Genomic DNA, 23,390 nt, shown 5'->3' on the forward strand with positions numbered 1-23,390 from the left:
GTGGGGTGTCAAGCGAGCAGGCGCGGCTGATCAGGGAGATCTCGGAGCGGATCAGGAGCACCACCCAGCGCGCCGCGCAGATGAACGTGACCGCGGCGGGCGTGATCGGGGTCAACCCCACCGACATGCAGTGCATCCAGCTGCTCCAGCACGGCCCGCTCACCGCCGGCGAGCTGGCCCGGCGCACCGGGCTGACGACGGCCTCGATCACCACGGCGATCGACCGGCTGGAGGCGGCCGGGTTCGTCGCCCGCACGCGGGACGCCAACGACCGGCGGCGGGTCGTGGTCGAGCTGGACCAGGACCGCGTCGGCGCGGACGTGGTGCCGGTCTTCCAGCCGGTGGTCGCGGCCTGGCGGGAGGTGCTGGCGGGCTACGACGAGCGGGACCTGCGGCTCATCGCGGGCTTCCTCGACGAGGTCGAGCAGGCCATCGACGGCGGGATCCGCCGCTACCGCGACCGGTGAGGTCCGGTCACGCGGCCCACGTCCGGTCCAGGTCGCGGAGCAGGGCCAGGCCCGCGTCGGGGTTGGTTCCCGCGTAACGGCGGGCGCGGGCGAGTCCGTCGAGGTCCAGGGTGCGCAGGCGGTCGGCGGTGAGGTCCGCGGTGAACGTCCGGGTGACCGTGGTGGACACCGACACCAGGTAGTAGCAGCCCTGCACGTCGAAGACGGCCTTGATCTCGTTGAGCAGCCGCCGCGCGGGCTCGCCCGTGCCGATGCGGTCCAGCTCGTCGATGCCGATGACCACCCGGCCGGGTTCGCGCACACGCTCGGTTGCCTGCTCGGCGGCGATCCGGCCGAGGAACACCCGGAAGCGTTTGACCACCTCCGGGTAGGTGAGCGGCCGGCCGGTCAGCGTCACCGCACGCTTGCCGGCCAGCTCGAACCCCTTGACCCCGCCCTTGCCGCTGACCTCGTCGGTGTGGCTGCGCACGTAGTCCAGCGCCGTCAGGTGGTCCCGCGCCACCGACACCAGCGGGTGCGGCCGGACCTTGCGCCACCGCCGCCCGTCACGCTGCCCGAAGCGCTCGATGACCGCCTCGCACACCTCGGCGAACAGGTGCACCACGAACTCGTGCGGCACGTAGTCGACCGGCGCGGAGACCAGCACGGCCAGGTCGGGCGCACGGCCCGGCGCCCGGTACCGCCCGCCGCAGAACGCCAGCAGCAGGCTCGTCTTGCCCGCGCCACGCGGACCGGCGACCGCGAAGCTGCCGCCGTCGAGCCGGTCGACCAGCCCGGCCAGCACCGCGCCCGCCGGCGTCGGCACGTGCATCCGCAGCGGATCGGCCCGGACCAGCGACGACACCTCCCGGGCGGTCAGCGTGGCCGAGTGGACGGGCGGCGTCACCTCGTTCAACCTGCTGTAGAGGACCGGCAGCACGCCGTCGACCAGCACGCTGTCCTCCCACGCCCGCAGGGCCGCGCGGGCGACCTCGCCCTGACCGGCGTGGCGGAAGCTCCGCAGCAACGTCCGGAACGTGAGGTAGCCGAGCAGGGAGGCGACCGGTGCGGCGACCAGCAGCACGACCTGCGACGTCGCGCTGAGCGCGCCGACCATCGACGCGAAGGCCAGCGTGGGCAGGAACCAGCCCCACGCCGCCCAGACGCGGCCGACGCCGAGGCTGAAGCGACCCTCGGACCAGTTCAGCAGCAGGAGCAGGTCGAACGCGATCGCCACCGCGGCCGTGCCGGCGATCAGCCCGAACGCGGCGACCCCCGACCACCCGAGCAGCTCGGCGAGCGCCCAGGCCAGCAGGGTGAGGCCGAACACCGGGGTGACCAGCAGCACCCACCGCCCGACCGGCGCGTTGACCTCGAACCGCGCGTACCAGCCGGGCCGCTCGTCCCGGTAACGCTGTTCCGCCTGGCTCGCCGCGGCCAGCACCGCGGTCCGCGCACCGGCCAGCGCGTCGATCAGCTCATCCCTCGTGACCAGGCCCGTTACCACGGCGCGCGTCACTTCCGGGCGTTCCAGCGCCGAACCGAGCGCGCGCTCCAGCACCCGCTCCGGGCGGTCCGCGCCGCTGTACCAGGGAGGTAAGTCGAACTCCACGGAGAGTGACGATGTCAGTCCACTGACCGGGTCCGCAAACACCGCCTGGGACGCCGACCTAACCCGCCGGTAACCGGTTTACTGAACCGATGCCGCACACTGGCCGAGTGAACGAGCACAGCCGGCAAGCCGAGCGGACGCGGTTGGCGGAGTCCGACTCCCCGACCGCACCCTGGCGTCTGTGGGGCCCCTACCTGGCCGGACGGCAGTGGGGCACGGTGCGGGAGGACTACTCGGCCGGCGGTGACGCGTGGACGTCCTTCCCGTTCGACCACGCCCGTTCACGCGCCTACCGCTGGGGCGAGGACGGCATCGCCGGCATCTGCGACGTGCACGGCTTCCTCAACCTCGGCGTCGCGCTCTGGAACGGCCGCGACCGGATCCTCAAGGAGCGCTACTTCGGCCTGACCAACAACGAGGGCAACCACGGCGAGGACGTCAAGGAGCACTGGTGGGTCACCGACGGCACGCCGACGCACTCGTGGATGCAGGTCGTCTACCGGTACCCGCAGCGTGAGTTCCCGTACGCCGAGCTGCGCGAGATGGCCAAGCGCGCCGGCCGCAACGAGCGCGAGCCGGAGCTGTCCGACACCGGCGCGCTGGACGAGAACCGGTTCTTCGACGTGCGGGTCAGCTACGCCAAGGCGGGCCCGAAGGACATCTGCGTCGAGCTGACCGCCACCAACCACGGCCCGGACCCGGCGCCGTTGCACCTGCTGCCCCAGTTCTGGTTCCGCAACACGTGGGCGTGGGGCCGTGACGACCGCAAGCCGTCGCTGAGGGCCTGCACCCGCGACGGTTGGCGGCGGATCACCGCCGAGCACGGCGCCCTGGGCCGCTACACGCTGCACGTCGAGGGCACGCCGACGCTGCTGGTCACCGACAACGAGACCAACGAGGTCGAGCTGTTCGGCACCGGGCGCAACCCGACCCGCTACACCAAGGACGGCATCGACCGGTACGTCGTCGGCCAGGACGCGACGGCGTGCCAGGTCGTCGGCCCGGACGACACCAGCGAGCCGGGCACGAAGGTCGCCGCCTGGTACTCGTTCGACCCGGTCGAGCCGGGCGAGTCGGTGACCGTTCGGCTGCGCCTGGTGGAGGGCGACGGGCACCTCGACGCGTTCGGGCCGAGCTTCTCCGACACGGTCGACCAGCGCAGGGCCGAGGCCGACGAGTTCCACCACACCGACCTGGACCCCAAGCGCGCCGCCGTGGTCAGACGGGCGCTCGCGGGCCTGATGTGGACCAAGCAGCACTACCGCTTCCGCACCCGCGAGTGGCTCGACGGCGACCCGGCGCAGCCCGCCGCGCCCACGTCGCGCAAGAACATGCACGCCCGCAACGCGCACTGGCGGCACTTCGACGTGGCCGACGTGATCTCCATGCCGGACGAGTGGGAGTACCCCTGGTTCGCGGCGTGGGACCTCGCGTTCCACACCGTGCCGTTCGCGAAGGTGGACCCGGCGTTCGCCAAGGAGCAGCTGCTCCTGCTGTGCCGCGAGTGGCTGATGCACCCCAACGGCCAGCTGCCCGCCTACGAGTGGGAGTTCGGCGACGTCAACCCGCCGGTGCACGCCTGGGCGGCGCTGCAGGTCTACCGGTCCGAGGAGGTCAAGGACCGCAGGTTCCTGGCCAAGGTCTTCCACAAGCTGCTGCTGAACTTCTCCTGGTGGGTCAACCGCAAGGACGCCGACGGCAGCTACCTGTTCGAGGGCGGCTTCCTCGGCATGGACAACATCGGCCCGGTGAACCGGTCGGAGCCGATGCTGGGCCAGTGGCGGCTGGAGCAGTCCGACGCCACGTCGTGGATGGCGGCCTACAGCTTGCACTTGATGCAGATCGCGCTGGAGCTGGCGCGCTACGACGAGTCGTACGAGGACGTGGCCACGAAGTTCGTGGAGCACTTCCTGAGCATCGCCGAGGCGTCCACGCAGTTCGGTTCCGGCGGGCGCGGCATCTGGGACGAGACGGACGGCTTCTGCTACGACGTGGTGTCGCGGCGGCTGCCGGACGGGCACGTCGAGTCGCAGCCGGTGCGGGTGCGGTCGATGGTGGGGCTGATCCCGGTGCTGGCGTGCGCGGTGCTGGAGCCGTGGGTGTTCGAGGAGCTGCCCGACTTCGCCCGACGCCTGGAGCACCTGCTGGCCAAGCGGCCGGAGCTGCAGCAGTTCCTGAGCCGCAGTGGCGGTGGGGCGCTGCTGAGCCTGCTGGACGAGCGCAAGCTGCGGCGCGTGCTGAACCGGATGCTGGACGAGGGCGAGTTCCTCTCGCCGCACGGCATCCGCAGCCTGTCCGCGGCGCACCGCGAAGGCTTGGAGGTGCAGGTCGCGGACCAGGAGCACCGGATGGGCTACGAGCCGGGCGAGTCCCGCACGCCGATGTTCGGCGGCAACTCGAACTGGCGCGGCCCGGTCTGGTTCCCGACCAACGCGCTGCTCGTGGAGGCCCTGCGCACGATCGAGGAGTTCCACGGCGGAAGGTTCCACGTGGAACTTCCGACCCGCAGCACGCGCCACGTGACGGCCGGTCAGGCGGCGGACGAGCTGGTCAGACGGCTGGTGTCGCTGTTCCTGCCCGACCACGACGGACGCAGACCCGCGGACGGCAAGCGGATCGAGTCGACCGATTCACCCTTGTGGCGGGAGCACGTCACCTTCAGCGAGTACTTCGACGGCGACACGGGTGAGGGCCTGGGCGCGACGCACCAGACGGGGTGGACCGCGCTGGTCGCCAGCTTGTTGACGGATCGTCGCCAAACAGGCGCTGTGGGTGAATCAAATGTGTGATTCAGCCCAAACAGCTGAACGATTTGCGGCCAATCGGGACCTGTGACGCAAGATTCATGCACACCGAAGTTCTGTAACACGCACGTGCTGTGCACCCCGTGGCCCAAGTGGCAGTATGCCGAACACTCGACCGACACAGTTACAAGGAGTGACGCCGTGGCCCGTCGTACCAGGCACGCTGCGCTCGCCCTGTTCCCCGTGCTCGCCTTGGCGGCCACGATGACGGCGTGCGCGACCAAGGTCAACACCGGCTCGCAGGACAGCGGGTCGGGCATCACCCTGGTCCAGAGCGGCAAGCTGGTCACCTGTACCCACCTGTCCTACAAGCCCTTCCAGTTCTCCGAGGGCAACGAGACCGTCGGCTTCGACGTCGACCTGGTCAACCTGGTGGCCAAGGAACTGGGCGTCACGCAGGAAATCTTCGACACCCCGTTCGAGACCATCACCTCCGGCACGAGCTTCAGCGCGAACCAGTGCGACCTCGCGGCCGCGGGCATGACGATCACCGACGAGCGCAAGCAGGTGATCGACTTCTCCGACCCGTACTTCGAGGCCTCGCAGGCGCTGCTGGTCAAGAAGGACTCCGGGATCAAGGGCCTGGCCGACCTCAAGGGCAAGAAGCTCGCGGTCCAGCAGGACACCACCGGTGAGAAGTACGCCAACGACAACGCGGCGGCCCACGGCTACACGGTCGTGCAGTTCGAGGACCTGCCGTTGATGGAGACCGCCGTGCGCACCGGCGCCGTGGACGCGGGCATCAACGACAACGGCGTGCTCTACGACTACGCCAAGGAGTTCCCGGACACCGAGGTCACCGCGGAGTTCGACACCGGCGAGCAGTACGGCATCGGCGTGAAGAAGGGCAACACCGCGCTGGCCAACAAGATCAACGAGGTGTTGAAGAAGGCCAAGAAGAGCGGCGAGTACGACAAGATCTACGAGAAGTGGTTCGGCAAGAAGCCGGAGAGCAAGTAACCGGCTGACACCGGGGCCGGTGCTGTGACGAGCACCGGCCCCGCGCCTTGTCCACCCACTGCGAGGAATCCACATGGCACTCTCGAAGCGACAGCGGGCGCAGGCGATCCGCACCGGCCAGTACGCCCTCCTGGTCGTGGTCGTCGCCGCCTTGGCCCTGACCGCGGACTGGGAACAGGTTCGAAAGGCGTTCTTCAACACCGAGATCGCCGGGGCGATGTTCCCGAACGTCATCACCGTGGCGTTGAAGAACACGATCATCTACACCGCACTCGGCTTCGCCTTCGGCCTGGCACTCGGCCTGGTGCTGGCGTTGATGCGGCTGTCGTCGGTGGCGCCGTACCGCTGGATCGCGATGGTCTACATCGAGGTCTTCCGCGGTGTTCCGGCGCTGCTGGTCTTCATCGCCATCTACTACGGCGTGCCGATCGCGTTCCAGCTCCAGTTCGACCCGCTGAGCACGGTGATGTTGGCGCTCGGCAGCGTCGGCGCGGCCTACATGGCGGAGACGATCCGGGCCGGCATCCAGGCCGTGCCGAAGGGCCAGATCGAGGCAGCGCGCTCCCTGGGCATGTCCAGCGCCCGCGCGACGATCACCATCGTCATCCCTCAGGCGTTCCGGATCATCCTGCCGCCGTTGACCAACGAACTGATCCTACTCACGAAGGACTCGTCGCTGATCTACATCCTCGGCCTGTTCCGCGAGCAGTACGAGCTGACCAAGTTCGGCCGCGAGACGCTGAGCCGGTCGCCGTCGCTGACGCCGATCCTGATCGCGGGCCTGTGCTACCTGATCATCACGTTGCCGCTGGGCCACCTGTCGCGGTACCTGGAGAAGCGCACCGGCGGCAAGAAGGTCAGCACGCCGGAATCGACCGGGTTGGGGGTGTCCGCGTGAGCGACGTCGTGGTCGAGGTGACCGGGCTGAAGAAGGCGTTCGGCTCGCTGGAGGTGCTCAAGGGCATCGACATGTCGGTCAACCGCGGTGACGTGGTGTGCATCATCGGGCCGTCCGGGTCGGGCAAGTCCACCCTCCTGCGCTGCGTGAACCTGCTGGAGGAGCCGACCGGCGGCAAGATCGTGGTGCACGGTGTCGAGCTGACCGACCCCGACGTGGACATCGACCGCGCCCGCACCAAGATCGGCATGGTGTTCCAGTCGTTCAACCTGTTCTCGCACCTGAACGTGCTGGCGAACCTCACGGTCGCCCAGCGCAAGGTGCTCAAGCGCAGCGAGCAGGAGGCGCAGGAGGTCGCGCTGCGCAACCTGGAGCGGGTCGGGTTGGCCGACAAGGTGAACGCGATGCCGAACCAGCTCTCCGGCGGGCAGCAGCAGCGCGTGGCGATCGCGCGGGCGCTGTCGATGGACCCGGACGTGATGCTGTTCGACGAGCCGACCTCGGCGCTGGACCCGGAGCTCGTCGGTGACGTGCTCGGGGTGATGCGGCAGCTGGCCGACGAGGGCATGACGATGCTCGTGGTGACGCACGAGATGCAGTTCGCCCGCGAGGTGGCCGACCGGGTGCTGTTCATGGACGGCGGGTACGTCATCGAAGAAGGGCCTGCCGAGCAGGTCATCGGGGCTCCGCAGCACGAGCGCACGCAGTCGTTCCTGGCCCGCGTGCTCGACCCGACGCACCAGGGACCCAGCGGCGCCTGATCTGCCTTGGGCCGATCCCACCACGGGGGTCGGCCGGTGCCCCTATTGTCTTCTCCCATGGCTGAGGCGGGGGCGCGGGGGCTGGACGTGTTCGACCCCAGCCCGCCGCGCTCCGTCCGGATGGCCGCCGCCGAGGTGCTGCGCGGTGTCGGCGAACCGGACGGGACGTGGCGGTTACCGAGGCGGCGGGCGGGGATGCCGCCGGTGGTGCGGGTCGCGGACAGGTTCCTGACCGGCACGCTCGACCTGCGGGCGGTGGAGTTCCCGTACCTGCTGGAGTTCGTGCGCTGCCGGTTCGAGGAGCCGCCGGACCTGCGGCAGGGCAAGCTGGCCGGGATCGCGTTCGCGGACTGCTGGCTGCCGGGCGTGTCGGCGCGGAACCTGAGCAGCGCCAACGAGGTCTCGCTGGACGGCAGCACGGTCGAGGGCCTGGTCGACCTGGTCGACGCGGACGTGGCCGGGTCGTTGTCGGTGCGCGACAGCGCGTTGAGCGTGCCGGACGGGATCGCGCTGCACGCCGACCGGTTGAAGGTGGCGGGCGGGTTGCTGGCGCAGCGGGTGCGGGTGACCGGCGAGCTGCGGATGGCGGGCGCGCACGTCGGCGGGTACTGCAACTTCAGCGGCGGCCTGCTGACCAACCCGCGCGGCCACGCGATCAACGGCACCGGGCTGCACGTGGGCGGCAACCTGCTGATGAATGGCTGCACGTTGCGCGGCACCGTGCTGCTCGCGGGCGCGCGGGTCGACTCGGCGCTGACGCTGCGCGGCGCCAGCGCCGCCGACGGCCGGTCGGACGACGACGCGCTGGACCCGCACTCCGACCCGAACGCCACGCTGGTGTTCGACCGCATCGCGGTGGACGGCGACGTGCAGCTCGACCGGGGCTTCACCAGCGCGGGCACCGTGCGCATGGTCAACGCCGCGCTGGGCGGCACGCTGTCGCTGTCCGGTGGGACGTTCGACGCGCTCGGTGCCGAGGACGGCGAGCCCACCGGCTACGGCCGGGCGTTGGCCACGGACACCGCCGAGCCCACGGGGTACGGACGCGCGCTGCACCTGGACGGCACGACCGTCGGCGGCGACATCATCGGCCGGCAGCGACCGTGCGCGGGCAGGTGCGGATGGTCGACTTCCAGGCCAAGGGCAGCCTCATCCTCGACGGGTCCACCTTGGACAACCCGCGCGCGGACGCCCTGCTGGGCAACCGGTCCCGCATCGGCAGCAACCTCGCCGCCCGCGAGGTTGAGGTGGCGGGCGGGCTGGAGCTGCGCGGCGTGCAGGTCGGCGCGAACCTCGACCTGCGCGGCAGCCGGATCACCAAGCCGGGCCGGTACCGGCACCAGCCGGCGGGCAAGCCGTCGCTGGACGTCGGCGGCGCGGTCATCGGGCGCGACCTGATCTGCGCGCGTGGTGCGAAGGAGTTCGTCGCGCACGGTGGTGTGCGGGCCAGGCGGGCGCACGTCGGTCGGATGGCCACGTTCGAGGGCGCGGTGCTCGGCGACAAGCTCGACGCGCACGCGTTGAACCTGCTGGGCATGCAGGTGCAGGAGCTGGTGGTGAAGCCGATCAGCCCGCCGCGAGGTGACGTGACGCTGCGGCAGGTGCGCTGCACGGTGCTGGACGACGACGAGCACTTCTGGGGCGCGACCGGCTGGATCGACCTGGAGGAGTTCCGCTACGACTCGCTGCGCCACCCGATCGACCTGCGTGACGACGGGGAGGTCGAGCGGCGGCTGCGCTGGCTGCGGCAGGCGATGCGGCGCACCTACCGGCCGGGGCCGTACGACCAGTTCGCCGAGATGCTGCGGGCGGGCGGCAACGACGAGCACGCGGCCACCGTGCTGGTGGAGAAGCAGCGGCTGCGGTACCGGGCGGTCGCCGAGGGCCGTCGCTGGCTCGGACCGCTGGTGCTGGTGTGGAGCTGGCTGCAACGCGCGATGGTCGGCTACGGCTACCGCCCCGCCCGCGCGCTGGCGTGGCTGGTGGTGACGTGGCTGCTGGGCGCCGTCTACTTCGAGGCGGGCCCGGAGCTGTCCGAGATCAACCAGGACGACCGGCTGTCGTGGAACCCGTGGCTGTTCACCATCGACCTGGTGGTGCCGATCGTGGACTTCGGCAACAAGAACCGGTGGAACACGCCGGGCGCGTCGCAGTGGATCGCGGCGGGGCTGATCGCGATGGGCTGGGTCCTGGCGACCACGGTGGCGGCGGGCGTGACCCGGACGTTGAAGCGCTGACCGGGCGGCCGGCGCGTGACCTAGGGTGGCCGGCGTGACTGACCTGGTGCCGGCACTGGACGTCGGCGGCACGAAGATCGCCGGTGCGGTGGTCGAGCGTGGTGGGGCGGTGCGGCGGGCGGTTCGGGTGGCGACGCCGCTCGGGTCCGCGGAGCAGACGTGGGACGCGGTGGCGTCGGTGGTCGACGAGGTGTTGCGGGGCGAGGTGGTGGCCGGGGTCGGCATCGCGTCGGCCGGGCCCGTGGACGCCGACGCGGGGACGGTCAGCCCGATCAACGTTCCCGGCTGGCGTGGTTTCCCGCTGCGCGAGCGGGTGGCCGCGGTGCTGCCCGGTGTGCCGGTGGAGTTGGCGGGCGACGGGCCGTGCATGGCGCTGGGCGAGCACTGGCTCGGCGCGGGCCGGGGTAGCCGGTTCATGCTCGGGCTGGTGGTGAGCACGGGTGTCGGCGGTGGGCTGGTGCTCGGTGGGCGGCTGTTCGGCGGGCGCACCGGGAACGCCGGGCACATCGGGCACGTGGTCGTCGAGCCGGACGGCGAGCCGTGCACGTGCGGTGGGCGCGGGTGCGCGGAGACGGTGGCCGGTGGGCCGCGGATGGTGGCGTGGGCGCGCCGCCAGGGCTGGCAGGCGCCGGACGACGCGGACGCCGCCGTGCTGGCGGCGGCGGCCGGTGCGGGCGAGGAGATCCCGAAGGCCGCGTTCGAGCGGGCCGGGCGGGCGGTCGGGCTGGCGATCGCCGCCACGGCCGCGGTGGTCGACCTGGACCTGGCCGTGGTCGGCGGCGGCGTGACGCAGGCGGGCGACTTGCTGTTCGACCCGATCCGCCGGGCCGTCGCCGACCACTGTGGACTGTTCTACCTGGACGGCTTGCGCGTGGAGCCCGCCCGGCTCGGTGGCCGGGCGGGACTCGTCGGCGCCGCCGCGCTGGTGCTCGGCTAGTGGACCGCGACCGGCTTGACCCGGTCGCTGTCCTCGTCCACGTGGTAGTCGTCGCCCTGCGTCTCGTCGGTGCCGTTGATCCACCGGGCACGCTTGGCGATCAGCGTCACGACGACCGCGACCAGCAGGTTCGCCACGACGGCGATCGCGCCGACGTAGATCTGCACGACCGAACCGGCGAACGGGTGCCAGCCGAACAGCGACAGCTGGCCCAGCGGCAACGCGGAACCGGCGAAGTGCGACTTGCCGACGGCCGGGTTGCCGATGTTGTAGAGCAGCCACATGCCGTAGCCCATGCCCACGACCCAGCCCGCGATGAGGCCCCACAGGTGGAACCAGCGGGTGTAGAGCGCGATCGCCACGGCCGGCAGCGTCTGCAGGATCATCACGCCGCCGATGAGCTGCAGGTCGATGGAGAACTGCGGGTCGATGAACACGATGAACGCGACCGCGCCGAACTTCACCACCAGCGACGCCAGCTTGGCCTGCTTGGCCTCCTGGGCCGGCGTGGCACCCTTCTTCAGGTACTCCTTGTAGATGTTGCGCGTCCACAGGTTCGCCGCCGCGATCGACATGATCGCCGCGGGCACCAGGGCGCCGATCGCGATGGCCGCGAACGCGATGCCCGCGAACCAGCTCGGGAACTCCTGGCCGAACAGCACCGGCACGATGGTGTTGGTGTCCGGGCGGCCGGTGGCCTGGTTGGTGATCGGCTTGACGCCCGCGGTGATGGCGACGAAGCCCAGCATCGCGAGCAGGCCGAGCAGCAGCGAGTACGCGGGCAGCGCGACCATGTTCCGCTTGATCACGTTGCGGCCGCGCGAGGCCAGGATGCCGGTCAGCGAGTGCGGGTAGAGGAACAGCGCCAGCGCGGAGCCCAGCGCCAGCGTGGCGTACTGGAGCTGGTTGTTCGCGGTCAGGACGATTCCGTCGGCCTTGCTCTCGGTGGCCGCGTACTTGGCCTGCGCGCTGTCGAAGATCGCGCCCCAGCCGCCGAACTTCGACGGCAGGTAGATCACCGCGACCAGGATCACGATGTAGATCAGCGTGTCCTTGACGAACGCGATCAGCGCCGGCGCGCGCAACCCCGACTGGTAGGTGTAGAGCGCCAGGATCAGGAACGCGATGAACAGCGGCAGGTGGCCGAGGATGCCCGAGCCGTTGAGGCCCATCGTGCGCAGCACGGCCTCCAGGCCGACGAGCTGCAGCGCGATGTAGGGCATGGTGGCGACGATGCCGGTGATCGCCACCAGCAGCGCGAGCCAGTGCGAGCCGTACCGGCCGCGGACGAAGTCCGCCGGCGTCACGTACCCGTGCACGCGGGACACCGACCACATGCGCACCAGCGGCAGGAACACGATCGGGTACAGGATCACCGTGTAGGGCAGCGCGAAGAAGCCCATCGCGCCGGCGCCGAAGACCAGCGCGGGCACGGCGACGAACGTGTACGCGGTGTAGAGGTCACCACCGACCAGGAACCAGGTGATCCAGGAGCCGAACTTGCGACCGCCCAGGCCCCACTCGTCGAGGTGGTCGAGGGTGTCGCCCGCCTTCCACTTCGCCGCGACGAAACCCAGGACGGTGACCAGCAGGAACAGCGCGCTGAACACCGCCAACTCGATCCACTGCATTACTTGGCCCCCTCGTCCAGGTCGTCCACGCCGAGCAGGTCGGGCTTGCCTTTGACGACGGGTTCGTCCTTGGTCTTGATGTAGACCAGGCCCACGCAGAGCACACCGACCGGCACCCAGACGAACTGGTACCAGTAGAAGAACGGCAGCCCGAAGACCCTCGGTTCATCGGAGTTGAACCAGGGCGTGATGAGCATGAACAAGGGAACCAGCAGCAGCAGGTTCCAGTTGCTCCAGCGCAGGCTGGATTTTCGAGCAGAAGGCATGTGCCCCTCCGTACGGCGGCCCGGTTACGCGGTGTCGCGCATGGTAGGTCGGAGGAGGGACAGTAGTCACCATGTCGGGTGGGTTACCGACGAGTGAAGTAGCTGGATCGTAACCAACTACCGCTTCGTGCGCAGGCCGTCGACCAATTGCTTCTCCGCGCGGTCGAAGTAGGTCAGCAACGCTTCTTCGGCCTGCCGAACCTCGCCGGCGTCGAGCAGGTCCACGATGGACTGGTTCAACGGCAGGTAGTCGCGGTGGAACTCTTCGGGGTCGCCCATCACGTGGAAGGCCAGGCGCACCTCGGCGAGCAGGCGCTCCATCTCCTCGTCCAGCCGGGAGCTGCCGGCCAGCGCGGTGAGGGCCTGGTGGAACTTGACGTTCGCGGTGCCGACACCCGTCCAGTCGTCCCGCGCGCGGAACGAGAGGCCCAGGTCGACGGTCTCGCGCACGGCGCGCTTCGCGTCTTCGTCGGCGTGCGGCCAGTGGCGGACGGCACCGCACTCGATGACCCGGCGCGCGGCGTAGAGGTCGACGATGTCCGGCACGTCGGGGCGGCGGACGAACACGCCCTTGCTGTACTCGTGCACGAGCAGGCGTTCGTGGGTGAGCAGGCGGAACGCCTCGCGCAGCGTGTTGCGGGAGACGCGGAGGGCTTCGCCGAGCGCCTTCTCGTTGAGCTGTTGGCCGGGTTTGATGTCACCGCCCAGGACGCTGGTGCGCAGCTTGTCCGCCACGCGCTCGGCCGTGCTGGAGCGGTCGAGGTCGCCGCGGTCCCTCGCCAGCGCGTTCAGCCAGCCGTCCGCCTGAGCCGTGGTCATGTTGAACAAGTCTAGTGCCCCACAAGTCGAATGGAGTATTGAAGGATCGTTGAACAATCCTTACATTGAGCAATGGTGTGAGGGAGGACTTCATGGACCTCAACGCGGATCTGGGCGAAGGCTTCGGCCGCTGGGCACTGGGCGACGACCGCGCCCTGCTCGACGTGGTGACCAGCGCGAACGTCGCCTGCGGGTTCCACGCCGGCGACCCGGAGACGATGCGGCGGACGTGCGAGTCGGCGGCCGCGCGCGGCGTCGCGGTCGGCGCGCACGTCGGCTACCGGGACCTGAACGGCTTCGGCAGGCGGTTCGTCGACGTGGCACCGGAGACCCTGACCGCCGAGGTGCTGTACCAGTTGGGCGGGCTGGACGCGTGTGCCCGTTCGGCCGGGACGCGGGTGGGGTACGTCAAGCCGCACGGCGCGCTCTACAACGCGCTGGTCACGCATGAGGCGCAGGCCGACGCCGTGGTGGACGCCGTGCGCGCGTACGACCCGGCCCTGCCGGTGCTGGGGCTGCCGGGTGCGGTGTGGCTGAAGCGGGCCGAGGTGGCCGGCCTGCCGGTCCGGTACGAGGCGTTCGCCGACCGGGCGTACACGGCGGTGGGGACGCTGGTGGACCGGCGGCGGCCGGGTGCCGTGCTGCACGACGTCGGCGCCATCGCGGCGCGGTGCGTGGTGCTGGCGACGGAGGGGCGGGTGCGTGCGGTGGACGGGCAGGTGCTGCGGATGCCGGTGGACTCGATCTGCGTGCACGGCGACAGCCCCGGTGCGGTGGCGATCACGCGGGCGGTGCGGTCGGCGTTGACCGACGCGGGTGTGGCGCTGGGGCCGTTCTCGGGAGGGCTGGACCGGCTCAGTGCGTGACCGGCGGGTGCGCCGGGGCGATGCCCATCCGGTCGAGCAGCCCGATGATCGCGTCGACCTTGGCCAGGACCTGGTTCGGGTCGATCCGGTTCGGCGAGGTGGTGTAGACGAGCCCCGCCTCGAAGGTCAGCAGGAGAGGGATCGCGCTCACGAAGGGGTTGTCGCCCGCCTGCCCGAGCATCCACTCGACTACCTGGGGGTTGAACGCCCCTGCCGCCGCCGACGGGTCGGTGCTGAAGGCGGTGAACTCCCGGTCCAGCGGTTCGGGCAACCTGACCGGCAGCCACTGTCGCTGCTCCTGCACCGCCGTCACCGGTGCTTCGGCGGCCGGCCCGGCGGACCGGGCGCGATCCGGGGCCAGGGGCCGACCCCGGAAGTCCACGAGGATCCGGCGGCCGATCTTCATCGGCGGCACCAGCGCGGTGGCCACCTCGATCCGGTGCTCGTGCTTCGTGGCCGAGCTGCTCGAGTTGGCCTTCTCCATCGACGCCTCGCCCAGGCGCACCGCCCAGTCGCCCCGCCGGAAGTCCAGCGCCGTCTCGAAACGGGGCTGCCGCACCGTGCCCGCCCAGCCGGCGAAGCCTTCGGTATCGCTCGCCATCGGTGGCCGCAGCCCGGCGGACCACGCCTGGACCTCGGCGGGACCCGCCACCCGTCCGCCGAGCGTGTTCGCGAGCGCGGTCAGCGCCTCGGCGTGCGCGTGCTCCTCTTTGCGGTCACTGCGCCAACGCCACCAGAACACCAGGCCGACCAGGGCGACGATGATGGCGATGAGCGGCGCGAGTTCGAGCCAGATGTTGAACATGGTCAGATGTCCAGGTATCCCGTGGTCTGCTGCTTGGACTGGTCTTCGCCGGTCTCGGCGTACTGGTCCGCCTTCTGCTGGGCGGCCTGGTTGCGCAGGGGCTTGTCGATGCCCGCGTTCGCGCCCGTGCCGACTCCGAGCTGCGACGCCGCCGCGTCGGTCACGGCGCCGCCCATGGACTTGCCGAAGCCGTCTTGCAGTCGTTGGCCGAGCATGCCGTCCTTGCTCCACAGCTTGACCAGCGGCGACTTGTCCCCGCCCGCCTTGAGGGCGTCCGCTGCGAGGCTGCCGGCGTGCTTGTTGGCCATGGAGCGCTGGAACGCGGTCTTCACGTTGCCGACGCGCTTGGCCAGGTTGCGCAGGAAGTCGAGGATCTTGGTCAGGAACTGCTTCAACCTGGCCACGATCCGGGCCACCCTGCTGCCGGTGGTGGCCACCCGCACGCCGGTCGCGGCGCCCGCCGCGGCGGTGGAGGCACCGAAGCTGGGCACGGCCGCCGCCAGCGCGGGGATCCAGATCATGATCAGCCAGGTGATCAGCTCGGTGAGGATCGCCTTGATGAAGTCCTCGATGATCGTCATGATCATGCTCGAGGTCTGGAGCATCTGCGCCAGCTCACCGGCCTGACCCGCGACGCCGTCGATGCCGTTGGCGAACTCGCCCAGCTTCGTGCTGGCCGCCTCCGACGCGGAACCGCCCCAGCTCGTCACCGAGTTGGCCAGGTCGGCGTCGAACTGGTCGCGCAGCTTGGCCACGCCCTCGCCGATGGCGTTGAAGTTCTCCGCCGCCTGTGCCAGCGCGGGCCCGTCGCCGCTGACGAAGTGGATCGCGTCCTCCAGCGGCTGCACCACGCTGATCAGGAAGTTCAGGCCCTGGCCGACCAACCAGCCGATCGGGTCGGTGGCGATGCCCAGCGCGGAGGTGCCGAGCGAGCCGATCAGCGCGGAGCCCTCGGAGACCAGGCCGGTGACCTCGGCGCCACCCTTCTCCTCGGCCTTGCCCGCCGCTTCCTTGATCTTGAGGTAGTTGCCGTAGAAGGGGGCGGCTTCCGCCATCTTCTGGCTGGTGTCCTTCTCGCCGACGGTGATCTCGACGCCGCCGGCCTCGGTCTTTACTTCAGCCATTCCCTGGTTCCCCGCCCCTACTTGCCGTCGAGCTGGACTTGCAGGCCGTTCAGCAGCTGCTTCACGGCTTCTTCCTGGGCGGCGTAGTCCTGCGCCGCGCCGTTGAACTTGTCCGCGCCCGACTGCAGGCCGTCCTGCAGGGCCTGGAACAGGTCGTTGAGGTCGCCGAGCATCCGCGTGTAGTCGTCCTTGACGAACAGGCCGACCACGCCCCACGACTTGTCGCCCACGTCCGCCTTGGCCACCAGGCCCGCGATGTCGGCGGCGGTGCCGCGGTGGCCGTCGAGCTTGCCCGCGAAGGCACGCAGTTCCCCGGGGTTGACGTCGAATCCGCCGCTCATCGGTCGCTCACCGGTCCTCGTCGTCGAAAAGGTTCAGGAAACGGCCGTCGTTCTGCGCGGGGCCGGGCCTCGGCGGTGCGGGCGGTTGGTCGTCGTCGCGCAGGAACCGGCGCTGCGAGAAGTCGTCCGGCTCCTCCGGCGGTGCCGGCCTGCGCGGCGGTGCGGGACGGGCGGCCGGGCCGGGCGGTGGCACGCGGTGCGGTCCGGTGGCGGGTGGCGGTGCCATCGGCGGAGGACCGGCGTACGGCGGGGCGGCAGGTGGCGACTGCGCCGGCGGGGCCTGCTCGGTCATGGCGCGCAGTTCCTGCGGCGAGACGCCGAACAGCTGGGCCTGGGTCTCCAGCACCTGGTCGGTGAGGTGCAGGTCGTCGCCCAGGGCGTTCTCCACGATGCCCGCCTGGCGTCGGGCGGCCTCGGCGACGGCCTGCCTCAGCGTCCCCATGATCGCGCCGGCCAGCGCGTGCGGCGGTCGGCGCATGGCCTGGTCGGTCAGCCGGATGTCCTTGATCGCCCCGGACGGCCCCGCCACGACGGTCACCGCCCGGTCGGGCGAGGTGGCCACCACCTCCAGCGAGGCCAGTTCCTGCTGCATCTGCCCGATACCGGCGACCTGCTCGTCGACCCGGTGGAGCCTGGACTGGAACTGTTCGAACTGGGCGACGAGTTGGTCGAACTCGGCCGACACGGTGAGACCTCCGGGGGTTGGGAACTTCGGCGACACGGGGTGGCCCGGTGAGCGGCACTCATAGTGGCAAGGTGCTCTCGCGCTGTGTGCCCGTTTGGGTGAAAAGACCTCACCCGGACACCGCAGAGGACGTTCGGCGGGTTCCTCGGCCAACCGGTGAGTGGGCAGCATCGGCGGGTGACCAGACGACTCCAGGCAGTGATCAGCCTCTCACTCGGTCTGTCCCTCCTCTCCCTTCCCGGCGTCGCGCACGCGCAGCCCGCGCCGTGCTTCGACCCGAACGCCCCCGTCACCGTCGAAGAGCAGCGGTTGGACGACCGGCTCACGCCGACCGGACCAGAGGTCGGGCCCGAATTGGCCCGGCTGGGCGGGTTCGACGACGATGTCAGCCGGTTCACCACCCGCCTGTGCGAGCCGATCTCGCACGCCCAGGCGATGTACCACGTGGCCGCCGGCGGCACGGAGCTGTGGCGGGCGGCGGTGCGGCGGGCGCAGTCGTCCCAGGCCTGGGACCCCTACGACGACCGGCCGCTGTACTGGGCGCGGCTGCTCGCGACGAAGGCGCTGCGGCAGTGGCAGCCGCAGGGGTGGCAGCTCGACGCGGCCGCGCGGGCGAGGCTGGTCGACGCGTTCGACCGCACGTCGCGGGGTGTGGAGCAGGTGCGGTTCGGTGACGGTGTCCGGCGGATCGCGGTCACCGGGTTCGACCCGTTCCAGCTCAGCGGCACGTCCGTGCGGCGCAGCAACCCGTCGGGCGCGGCGGCGCTGCGGCTGGACGGGAAGGTGCTCAGCACGCCGTCCGGGCCGGTGGTGGTGGAGGCCGCCGTGCTGCCGGTGCTGTGGGGCGCGTTCGACCAGGGGATCGTGGAGCGGTTCTACGGCGCGGCGCTCGGTGCCCGGGCGGACGCCCTGGTCACGGTCAGCCAGGGTCGGCCGGGGCAGTTCGACGTCGAGCGGTGGGCCGGGCGGTGGCGCGGCGGTGGCGCGGACAACAACGGTGTGCCGGTGACCGGTGTCGTGCCGGACGCGGTCGGGTGGCCACAGCCCGCGCACGAGTTCATCGAGACGACGTTGCCGCACCAGCGCATGGTCGACGCCGGGACCACGCCGTTCCCGGTGCGCTACAACCGCGAGTTCTGCGAGTGGGTCCCCGGCACCGTCCCCGGCACGGGTCCGACGAGCTGCCGCACGGACGAGCCGACGCCGGGTGCCGCGGCGGCCGGTGGCAGCGGTGGCGACTACCTGTCCAACGAGTCGATGTACCGGGCGAACCGGCTGCGCCTCGGCCTGTCCGCCACCACGACCGCGGGCGGTCACCTGCACACGCCCGTGCTCGGCCAGCCCGCCGACCCGACCGCGCTGACCGACGCGGCGTTCGAGCGGGACCGCCGGGCGATCGCCGACCAAGTCGTCGCGCTGGTGTCAGTAATCTGACCCGTGTGAAGGGCTGGCGGGCGGCGGTCGTGGCACTGGCCGCGCTGTCGCTCGCCGCCTGCACGGCCCCGGTCGAGGGCGTGCCGGACGCGGAGGTCGTCCGCCCCTCCCTCACCCCGACCGCCGACCAGCTGCCCAAGGCCGGTCAGTGCACGGACACCGGCCTGGAGGTGCTCGACTGCAAGACCGAGCACGAGGCCGAGGTGACCGAGGTCGGCGTGCTGGAGGGCCTGGGCGCCGAGTACCCGAACGACCGCGACCTGCGCCGTACCGCGCTGCCCGCGTGCCGTGCCGCGCTCACCGCGTACCTGGGCAGCCCGGACCACGACGCCACCCGGCTGCAGGCGCACGCGTTCTGGCCGAGCCGTGACGGCTGGGCGAGGGGCGACCGCTGGCGCGTGTGCACGGTGGTGGAGCTGAAGTCCGACGGCACCAGGGTGCGGCGCAAGACCGGCGCCAAGGACCTGCTCAAGGCGGCAGGGTTCGGCACGGTGCAGCTGTGCGCGACGGCGTCACCGGGCGAGGCCAAGGACCCCGGGATCACCACCTGCGACCAGCCGCACAAGGCCGAAGCCGTGCCGGGGGTGCTCGCGCTGGGTAGTCCACAGGACCCCGCACCGTCGCTGGAACAGGTGAACGCCAAGGCGGCCGAGCACTGCGCGCGGGCCGTCACGAACTACGTCGGCGCGCCGCGCGAAGACGTCTTCGCGTCGTGGCGCGCGTTCGGCAGCCAGGCGTGGTCCGAGGGTTACACGTCGGCGATCTGCTACGCCGAGGCGACGCGCCCGTTCAGCGGCCGGCTGTGGGGCCTGGGGCGCAACCCGCTGCCCGCCTGAGGACAACCGACCCACAGGCTGTGCACAGCTCTGTCCACAACCTGTGGACAACTAGCGCCGGCGCCAGGCCAACACCACCAGCAACACGCCGACCAGAACCGGTGCGCCGCTCTCGAACACCGGCCTGAGCACCGGCAAGAGGGGAAAGGTACCCAGTTCGTAAAGCACCGAAACCGTCAGCGCGGCCAGCCCGGCGGCCAGCGGCGCGGCTGGGGACAGCTTCCCCAGCGACACCAGACCCACCAGCAGTCCCGCGAGTCCCAACGCCACCAGCCCGCGCAACCGGACCTCGTCGAACTGGTCGAGCGCGTAGCCCCACGCGAACGCCCCGAGCGCCGCGGCGAGCGCCCCGAGCACGAACCCGGTCACGTGCCACCACGCCGACACCTGGGGACGCGCCCGTTCGGCAGCGCTCCCGACCGGGTGATACCGCACGACTCCCGGAGTCGGCCCGACCTCCGCCTCCGGCGGGCGGTCGTAGTGCAGGCCGCCCAGGAAATCGTCCTGCTGGGTCACTCCTCCTTGGTACCTCCGGCCGAGCCGGAAATCACTCCGAGCAACCAAAAAGAGACCTGGCCAGGGGTCATGCGATCGGCAAGTGATCGATGAACATGCCGATGAGCATCCGACCCCCGAGAGCCTGGTCTGGCAGGGAGAAGTGGATCCGGTTGCGGTGGCGCTCCAGCTTCGCATGCCACTCGCAACGGAACCGCACGCCGTCATGATCCACGTCGCGCATCGCCATGTGCTTGGGGCTGGCCCTCGTCTTGACGCTCTCACGGGACATGTCGATCCCCCGCGAGCCCATCCGCACCTCGACCTCGCGCGGCTGGCCGTTCACCTCGTCCCACACGACCGCGAAGCCGTCGTTGATCTCCGCCAGAACAGCCAGCACCGGCTCTCGCAGATCCTGGTACGAGCCGTCGAACGAGCTGAAGGACAACTTGCGGTGGAGCACGAGGTTGGGAAAGGCGTCGGCCGCCCGCCGGTAGAACTCCTGTTCCGACGGCTTCTCCAGAGTGATCGTGGCACGCCAGAAGTGCGGCAACCGCTCGGCCGAGGAGAAGAAGAACACTTCGCCGTCGCCGCACTCACCGCGGACCTTGCGCAGCCCACCACCGGTCGTCGTCAGCGGCAACACCACGCACCCGACGCTGAATCGCTGTGTGGCGGCGAGCAGGGCGTACCCGACCGTCGGTGCGAACACCGCCTCGGGCGCGTCCTCGACACTCACTTCCAGCGGAACGCCGGACGGAGTGGCCTCGTCCCAGTGTGGCAACCTGGCCAGCGCTTGCATGAGCCTCATCCGCTCATCGCGGTCCAGCGGTGTGCGTTCGGGATCGAACAGCAGGTCGTGCAGTACGAGGCCCTCCCCACAATCGGCCTCGTAGAGGTCGGACCACACCGCGACAGGATGGGTCCCCTCACGCAACTCTTCGAGCAGGTCGTTCAATTCCGCCACAGCACGACGCACCTGCACGACGTCATGTGGGCCGAGCGCGAAACTCGACTCGTCAAGCACCAATCGGTAGTACATCTCAGCGAGCCACCCGGCCCGCACGGGACAACCTGCCGAGATCGTGCTCGATCTGGTCGAAGAACCCCTTCGGCCACGAAGTCAACGCACCCTTCGACGTCATCTCGATCGCGGTGGGGCCGCTCGCCGAGTCCTCATCGAAGAAGTAGGCGAGCACCTCCTCGGGTGGCACCGCGACACCTTCGGCCACCGCGAGCCGCACGCCGTTGAGCACGTGGTCACTGTGCGTCTCCACGATGACCTGGACTCCGAAGGCCGCCAACCTGGCGAGGAACCGGCCCATCTTCGACTGCCCGGCCGGGTGCAGGTGCGCCTCGGGGTTCTCGACGATGAACAACGCACCTGGTTTCATGCGCAATCCGGCTACGATGATCGGAAGCGCGTACGAGAACCCGAACCCGGTGTTGCCCGGCCGGATTTCGCTCCCGAACAACCCCGGCTCGCGGAACCGGATGGTGCTCGCGCTCAACCCGGGCCGCCACGCGGCGGTGATCTCCACCGGCCGGATGATCTCCGAAGCCCACAGTTCGACCTGCGTGCGGAGCGTCCGGACGCCACGGTTGACGTCGGAGTCCGTCTCGGGGTGGAGCAGGTCAGGCTCGACCTTCGTCGACTCGTGCGCGGCGAGCACTTGCGCGGTGTACTCGCCACGCGGGCCGACTCCCAGGTCAGCGACATCCGCGCTGGTCATGGCCAGTTGGTCCCGTGGGCCAAGCCGTTCGGCGTTCAGGTAGCAGAAGGCCCGGCCGGAGTCCTCCACCAGGATCGGCACCTCGGCGTCCATCGTGAAAGGCAGGTTGAGCGAGCGCTTGGAGGGCACGTCGAACCTGATGCGGATACGAATACCGCCGTACGCCAGCGTCACCACGATCGCGGGTTCCTCCGCCAAGGGGTGCAGCGTCTCCTGTGCCTCGCCGAGCGCCAAGCCGTGCACGTCATTGAGCGCCACCGTGCCTGTCCGCCCGATCTCCGCAGCCTGCTTCGCCAGCAGCAGCGCTTGGATGAACGTGCTCTTGCCGGTTCCGTTGAGTCCGGTGAGCAGGTTGAGCCGGCGCAGTGAGACCGACGCGTCCTGGAAGCGCTTGAGGTTGTTCACCTCGACCCGGGTGATCACGCCTGCTTCACCACGTCCCGCGCCGTGGTGAAGCGGTGGGCGACCTTGCGCGAGTCGCCGGTGCCGACGCTGATCGAGTCGAGGTAGCGGGTGTCGTGGCTCATCAGGTGGCGGGCACGCGCCACGATGGCCTCCGCGCGGTCCTCCGCCTCGGTCGAGGTCAGATCAGCCAGCGCGACCGCCCAGCTCTCGAAGAGCGCTTTGTTGATGGGGCTGCGGTAGTCCGACCACTCAGGCCACTTGCGGAAGGCGTGATCACCGAACACGATGGCGGCATTGACCATCGCGGAGCGGAACTCCTCGCGCAAGCGGTCCAGGGTGGCGTCGTCGACACGCTTGGGGTCGTCGAGCTGGTTGGTGACCTCCATCAAGAACGACTCGATCGAGCCCTGGGCGCGTTCCTGGTAGCCCTCGACGCCCAGCAGCCGAAACGCGCAGAACCTCAGCACGACCTCGCGATCGTCCATGCGAGGGCTATTGCGCAGCCGGAAGCCGGTCGCCTGATCGAACTCCGGCAGTGCCGTACAGCTCTTCAGGAAGTCCCGGCTGCGCTGGGTGCTCATGCAGTGCCGGATCTCCTGGGGCTTCAACGGCGTACCACCGGTGTTGATCCGCTTGAAGATGTTGTAGGTCACCCACGCCGGCGTCTTGGGGTCGATGACGTGGGCAAAGATCTGGGTGTTGTCCATCCGCCGGCGCCACGGAAGGGCCAGCTCATCGAACGTCGCACCCTCGACCTCGTCCAGGTACTCCACGCCGGACAGGGAAAAGCCCGAGAGGCGCATGAAGGAGTGGATGGTCGAGAGCCGCTGCATGCCGTCGACGACGCGCAGGTCGCCGTCGGCCGTCTCCGCGAAGTAGAACGCCGGCAGGGGGAACTGCAACAGGATCGACTCGATCAGCTTGGACTTCTGTGACGGCCTCCAGACCTGGTTGCGCTGGAAGTCCGGCGCCAACTCGAGGCCGCGGTCCTCGATGAGATCCATGAGGTGGCGGAGCGAGAACTGCTTCGTGGTCACCCGGATGTCCGCGTGGACGGAGGGGTGGCTAGGAGGACGCTCCTCCTCCACCTCGTGCTCGATGCCCGTCGGTTGATCCTCGAAGTACTCCTCCTGCACCGCAGGAACGTTCGGCATCGTCACTTCACGCTCTCCTAGCTTCTTGCCCCGACCCTTGACCCGCAGGCACCGAGCGTAGCGATCAGGACGAAGAAGAGACCCGGTGGACGCCGTTGGCCACCGGGTCTCACGCCGAGAACGTCTCAGGGGGGTGAGGGC

22 protein-coding genes are annotated in these 23,390 nt (G+C 70.1%); 10 read left to right on the plus strand and 12 right to left on the minus strand.

Going from position 1 to position 23,390, the window contains the following annotated elements:
• Window positions 1-5 precede the first annotated feature (5 nt).
• On the plus strand, window positions 6-467 hold the full coding sequence (locus A6A25_RS03975) for a MarR family winged helix-turn-helix transcriptional regulator (protein ID WP_083667867.1): 462 nt from the start codon (window positions 6-8) through the stop codon (window positions 465-467).
• 7 nt (window positions 468-474) lie between these two features.
• Here the strand turns inward: A6A25_RS03975 and A6A25_RS03980 are convergent, their stop codons facing one another.
• On the minus strand, window positions 475-2,058 hold the full coding sequence (locus A6A25_RS03980; RefSeq protein ID WP_073886271.1) for a hypothetical protein: 1,584 nt from the start codon (window positions 2,056-2,058) through the stop codon (window positions 475-477).
• A 107-nt stretch (window positions 2,059-2,165) separates the two neighbouring features.
• On the opposite strand from A6A25_RS03980, the gene A6A25_RS03985 reads away from it, so the two are divergent.
• From A6A25_RS03985 to A6A25_RS04010, 6 genes are all read left to right on the plus strand, one after another.
• Window positions 2,166-4,847: an MGH1-like glycoside hydrolase domain-containing protein gene (locus A6A25_RS03985; RefSeq protein ID WP_241828483.1), complete on the plus strand. Its 2,682-nt coding sequence runs from the start codon at window positions 2,166-2,168 to the stop codon at window positions 4,845-4,847.
• 156 nt (window positions 4,848-5,003) lie between these two features.
• On the plus strand, window positions 5,004-5,822 hold the full coding sequence (locus A6A25_RS03990; RefSeq protein ID WP_073886273.1) for a basic amino acid ABC transporter substrate-binding protein: 819 nt from the start codon (window positions 5,004-5,006) through the stop codon (window positions 5,820-5,822).
• 73 nt (window positions 5,823-5,895) lie between these two features.
• A complete protein-coding gene (locus A6A25_RS03995) occupies window positions 5,896-6,720 on the plus strand; it encodes an amino acid ABC transporter permease (RefSeq protein ID WP_073886274.1) in 825 nt (274 codons plus the stop codon).
• The gene (locus A6A25_RS04000) at window positions 6,717-7,481 is read left to right on the plus strand and encodes an amino acid ABC transporter ATP-binding protein (protein ID WP_073886275.1); all 765 of its coding nucleotides are present in this window, start codon (window positions 6,717-6,719) and stop codon (window positions 7,479-7,481) included. The genes A6A25_RS03995 and A6A25_RS04000 overlap by 4 nt, the downstream gene beginning before the upstream one ends.
• 57 nt (window positions 7,482-7,538) lie before the next feature.
• Window positions 7,539-8,879 (plus strand): hypothetical protein, encoded by a 1,341-nt coding sequence (locus A6A25_RS45235; protein ID WP_241828484.1) that lies wholly within the window; start codon window positions 7,539-7,541, stop codon window positions 8,877-8,879.
• A gap of 873 nt (window positions 8,880-9,752) precedes the next feature.
• Entirely contained in the window at window positions 9,753-10,655 is a 903-nt protein-coding gene (locus tag A6A25_RS04010) for an ROK family protein (RefSeq protein WP_083667931.1), read from the plus strand.
• On the opposite strand, the gene mctP is transcribed toward A6A25_RS04010, so the two are convergent.
• The 3 genes from mctP to A6A25_RS04025 form a co-directional block, all read right to left on the minus strand.
• On the minus strand, window positions 10,652-12,286 hold the full coding sequence (gene mctP / locus A6A25_RS04015) for a monocarboxylate uptake permease MctP (RefSeq protein ID WP_073886276.1): 1,635 nt from the start codon (window positions 12,284-12,286) through the stop codon (window positions 10,652-10,654). The genes A6A25_RS04010 and mctP overlap by 4 nt on opposite strands.
• Window positions 12,286-12,552, minus strand: a complete 267-nt coding sequence (locus A6A25_RS04020) for a DUF3311 domain-containing protein (protein ID WP_073886277.1) — start codon at window positions 12,550-12,552, stop codon at window positions 12,286-12,288. Before A6A25_RS04020 ends, mctP begins: the two co-directional genes overlap by 1 nt.
• A gap of 117 nt (window positions 12,553-12,669) precedes the next feature.
• The gene (locus A6A25_RS04025; protein ID WP_073886426.1) at window positions 12,670-13,371 is read right to left on the minus strand and encodes a GntR family transcriptional regulator; all 702 of its coding nucleotides are present in this window, start codon (window positions 13,369-13,371) and stop codon (window positions 12,670-12,672) included.
• Window positions 13,372-13,463: 92 nt separating this feature from the next.
• Here A6A25_RS04025 and A6A25_RS04030 point away from each other — a divergent pair, with 92 nt between their 5' ends.
• The gene (locus A6A25_RS04030) at window positions 13,464-14,237 is read left to right on the plus strand and encodes a LamB/YcsF family protein (protein ID WP_073886427.1); all 774 of its coding nucleotides are present in this window, start codon (window positions 13,464-13,466) and stop codon (window positions 14,235-14,237) included.
• Here the strand turns inward: A6A25_RS04030 and A6A25_RS04035 are convergent.
• From A6A25_RS04035 to A6A25_RS04050, 4 genes are read right to left on the minus strand one after another with little or no spacing between them, the layout of a single operon-like run.
• A complete protein-coding gene (locus tag A6A25_RS04035) occupies window positions 14,227-15,042 on the minus strand; it encodes a hypothetical protein (protein ID WP_073886278.1) in 816 nt (271 codons plus the stop codon). The genes A6A25_RS04030 and A6A25_RS04035 overlap by 11 nt on opposite strands.
• A gap of 2 nt (window positions 15,043-15,044) precedes the next feature.
• Window positions 15,045-16,166, minus strand: coding sequence for a hypothetical protein (locus tag A6A25_RS04040; protein ID WP_073886279.1), 1,122 nt, complete (start codon window positions 16,164-16,166; stop codon window positions 15,045-15,047).
• A gap of 17 nt (window positions 16,167-16,183) precedes the next feature.
• Window positions 16,184-16,507, minus strand: coding sequence for a type VII secretion target (locus tag A6A25_RS04045; RefSeq protein WP_073886280.1), 324 nt, complete (start codon window positions 16,505-16,507; stop codon window positions 16,184-16,186).
• 7 nt (window positions 16,508-16,514) lie between these two features.
• Window positions 16,515-17,192 carry a YbaB/EbfC family nucleoid-associated protein gene (locus A6A25_RS04050; RefSeq protein WP_073886281.1) on the minus strand — a complete coding sequence of 226 codons (678 nt, stop codon included), beginning with the start codon at window positions 17,190-17,192 and terminating at the stop codon, window positions 16,515-16,517.
• Window positions 17,193-17,369: 177 nt separating this feature from the next.
• Here A6A25_RS04050 and A6A25_RS04055 point away from each other — a divergent pair, with 177 nt between their 5' ends.
• Both A6A25_RS04055 and A6A25_RS04060 read left to right on the plus strand, forming a co-directional pair.
• Window positions 17,370-18,626 carry a hypothetical protein gene (locus A6A25_RS04055; protein ID WP_073886282.1) on the plus strand — a complete coding sequence of 419 codons (1,257 nt, stop codon included), beginning with the start codon at window positions 17,370-17,372 and terminating at the stop codon, window positions 18,624-18,626.
• Window positions 18,627-18,631: 5 nt separating this feature from the next.
• Window positions 18,632-19,462, plus strand: a complete 831-nt coding sequence (locus tag A6A25_RS04060; RefSeq protein ID WP_073886283.1) for a septum formation family protein — start codon at window positions 18,632-18,634, stop codon at window positions 19,460-19,462.
• Between the two features lie 51 nt (window positions 19,463-19,513).
• On the opposite strand, the gene A6A25_RS04065 is transcribed toward A6A25_RS04060, so the two are convergent.
• The 4 genes from A6A25_RS04065 to A6A25_RS04080 form a co-directional block, all read right to left on the minus strand.
• Window positions 19,514-19,978: a hypothetical protein gene (locus A6A25_RS04065; protein ID WP_073886284.1), complete on the minus strand. Its 465-nt coding sequence runs from the start codon at window positions 19,976-19,978 to the stop codon at window positions 19,514-19,516.
• Between the two features lie 67 nt (window positions 19,979-20,045).
• Window positions 20,046-20,984, minus strand: a complete 939-nt coding sequence (locus A6A25_RS04070) for a hypothetical protein (RefSeq protein ID WP_143192939.1) — start codon at window positions 20,982-20,984, stop codon at window positions 20,046-20,048.
• A gap of 16 nt (window positions 20,985-21,000) precedes the next feature.
• Complete coding sequence (locus A6A25_RS04075) at window positions 21,001-22,113, minus strand: DUF3696 domain-containing protein (RefSeq protein WP_073886286.1); 1,113 nt, start codon at window positions 22,111-22,113, stop codon at window positions 21,001-21,003.
• Window positions 22,110-23,249, minus strand: a complete 1,140-nt coding sequence (locus A6A25_RS04080; protein WP_073886428.1) for a DUF262 domain-containing protein — start codon at window positions 23,247-23,249, stop codon at window positions 22,110-22,112. The genes A6A25_RS04075 and A6A25_RS04080 overlap by 4 nt, the downstream gene beginning before the upstream one ends.
• Between the last annotated feature and the right edge of the window lie 141 nt (window positions 23,250-23,390).

Origin of the sequence: Saccharothrix sp. CB00851 (assembly GCF_001905065.1) — a bacterium.
Lineage (GTDB): Bacteria > Actinomycetota > Actinomycetes > Mycobacteriales > Pseudonocardiaceae > Actinosynnema.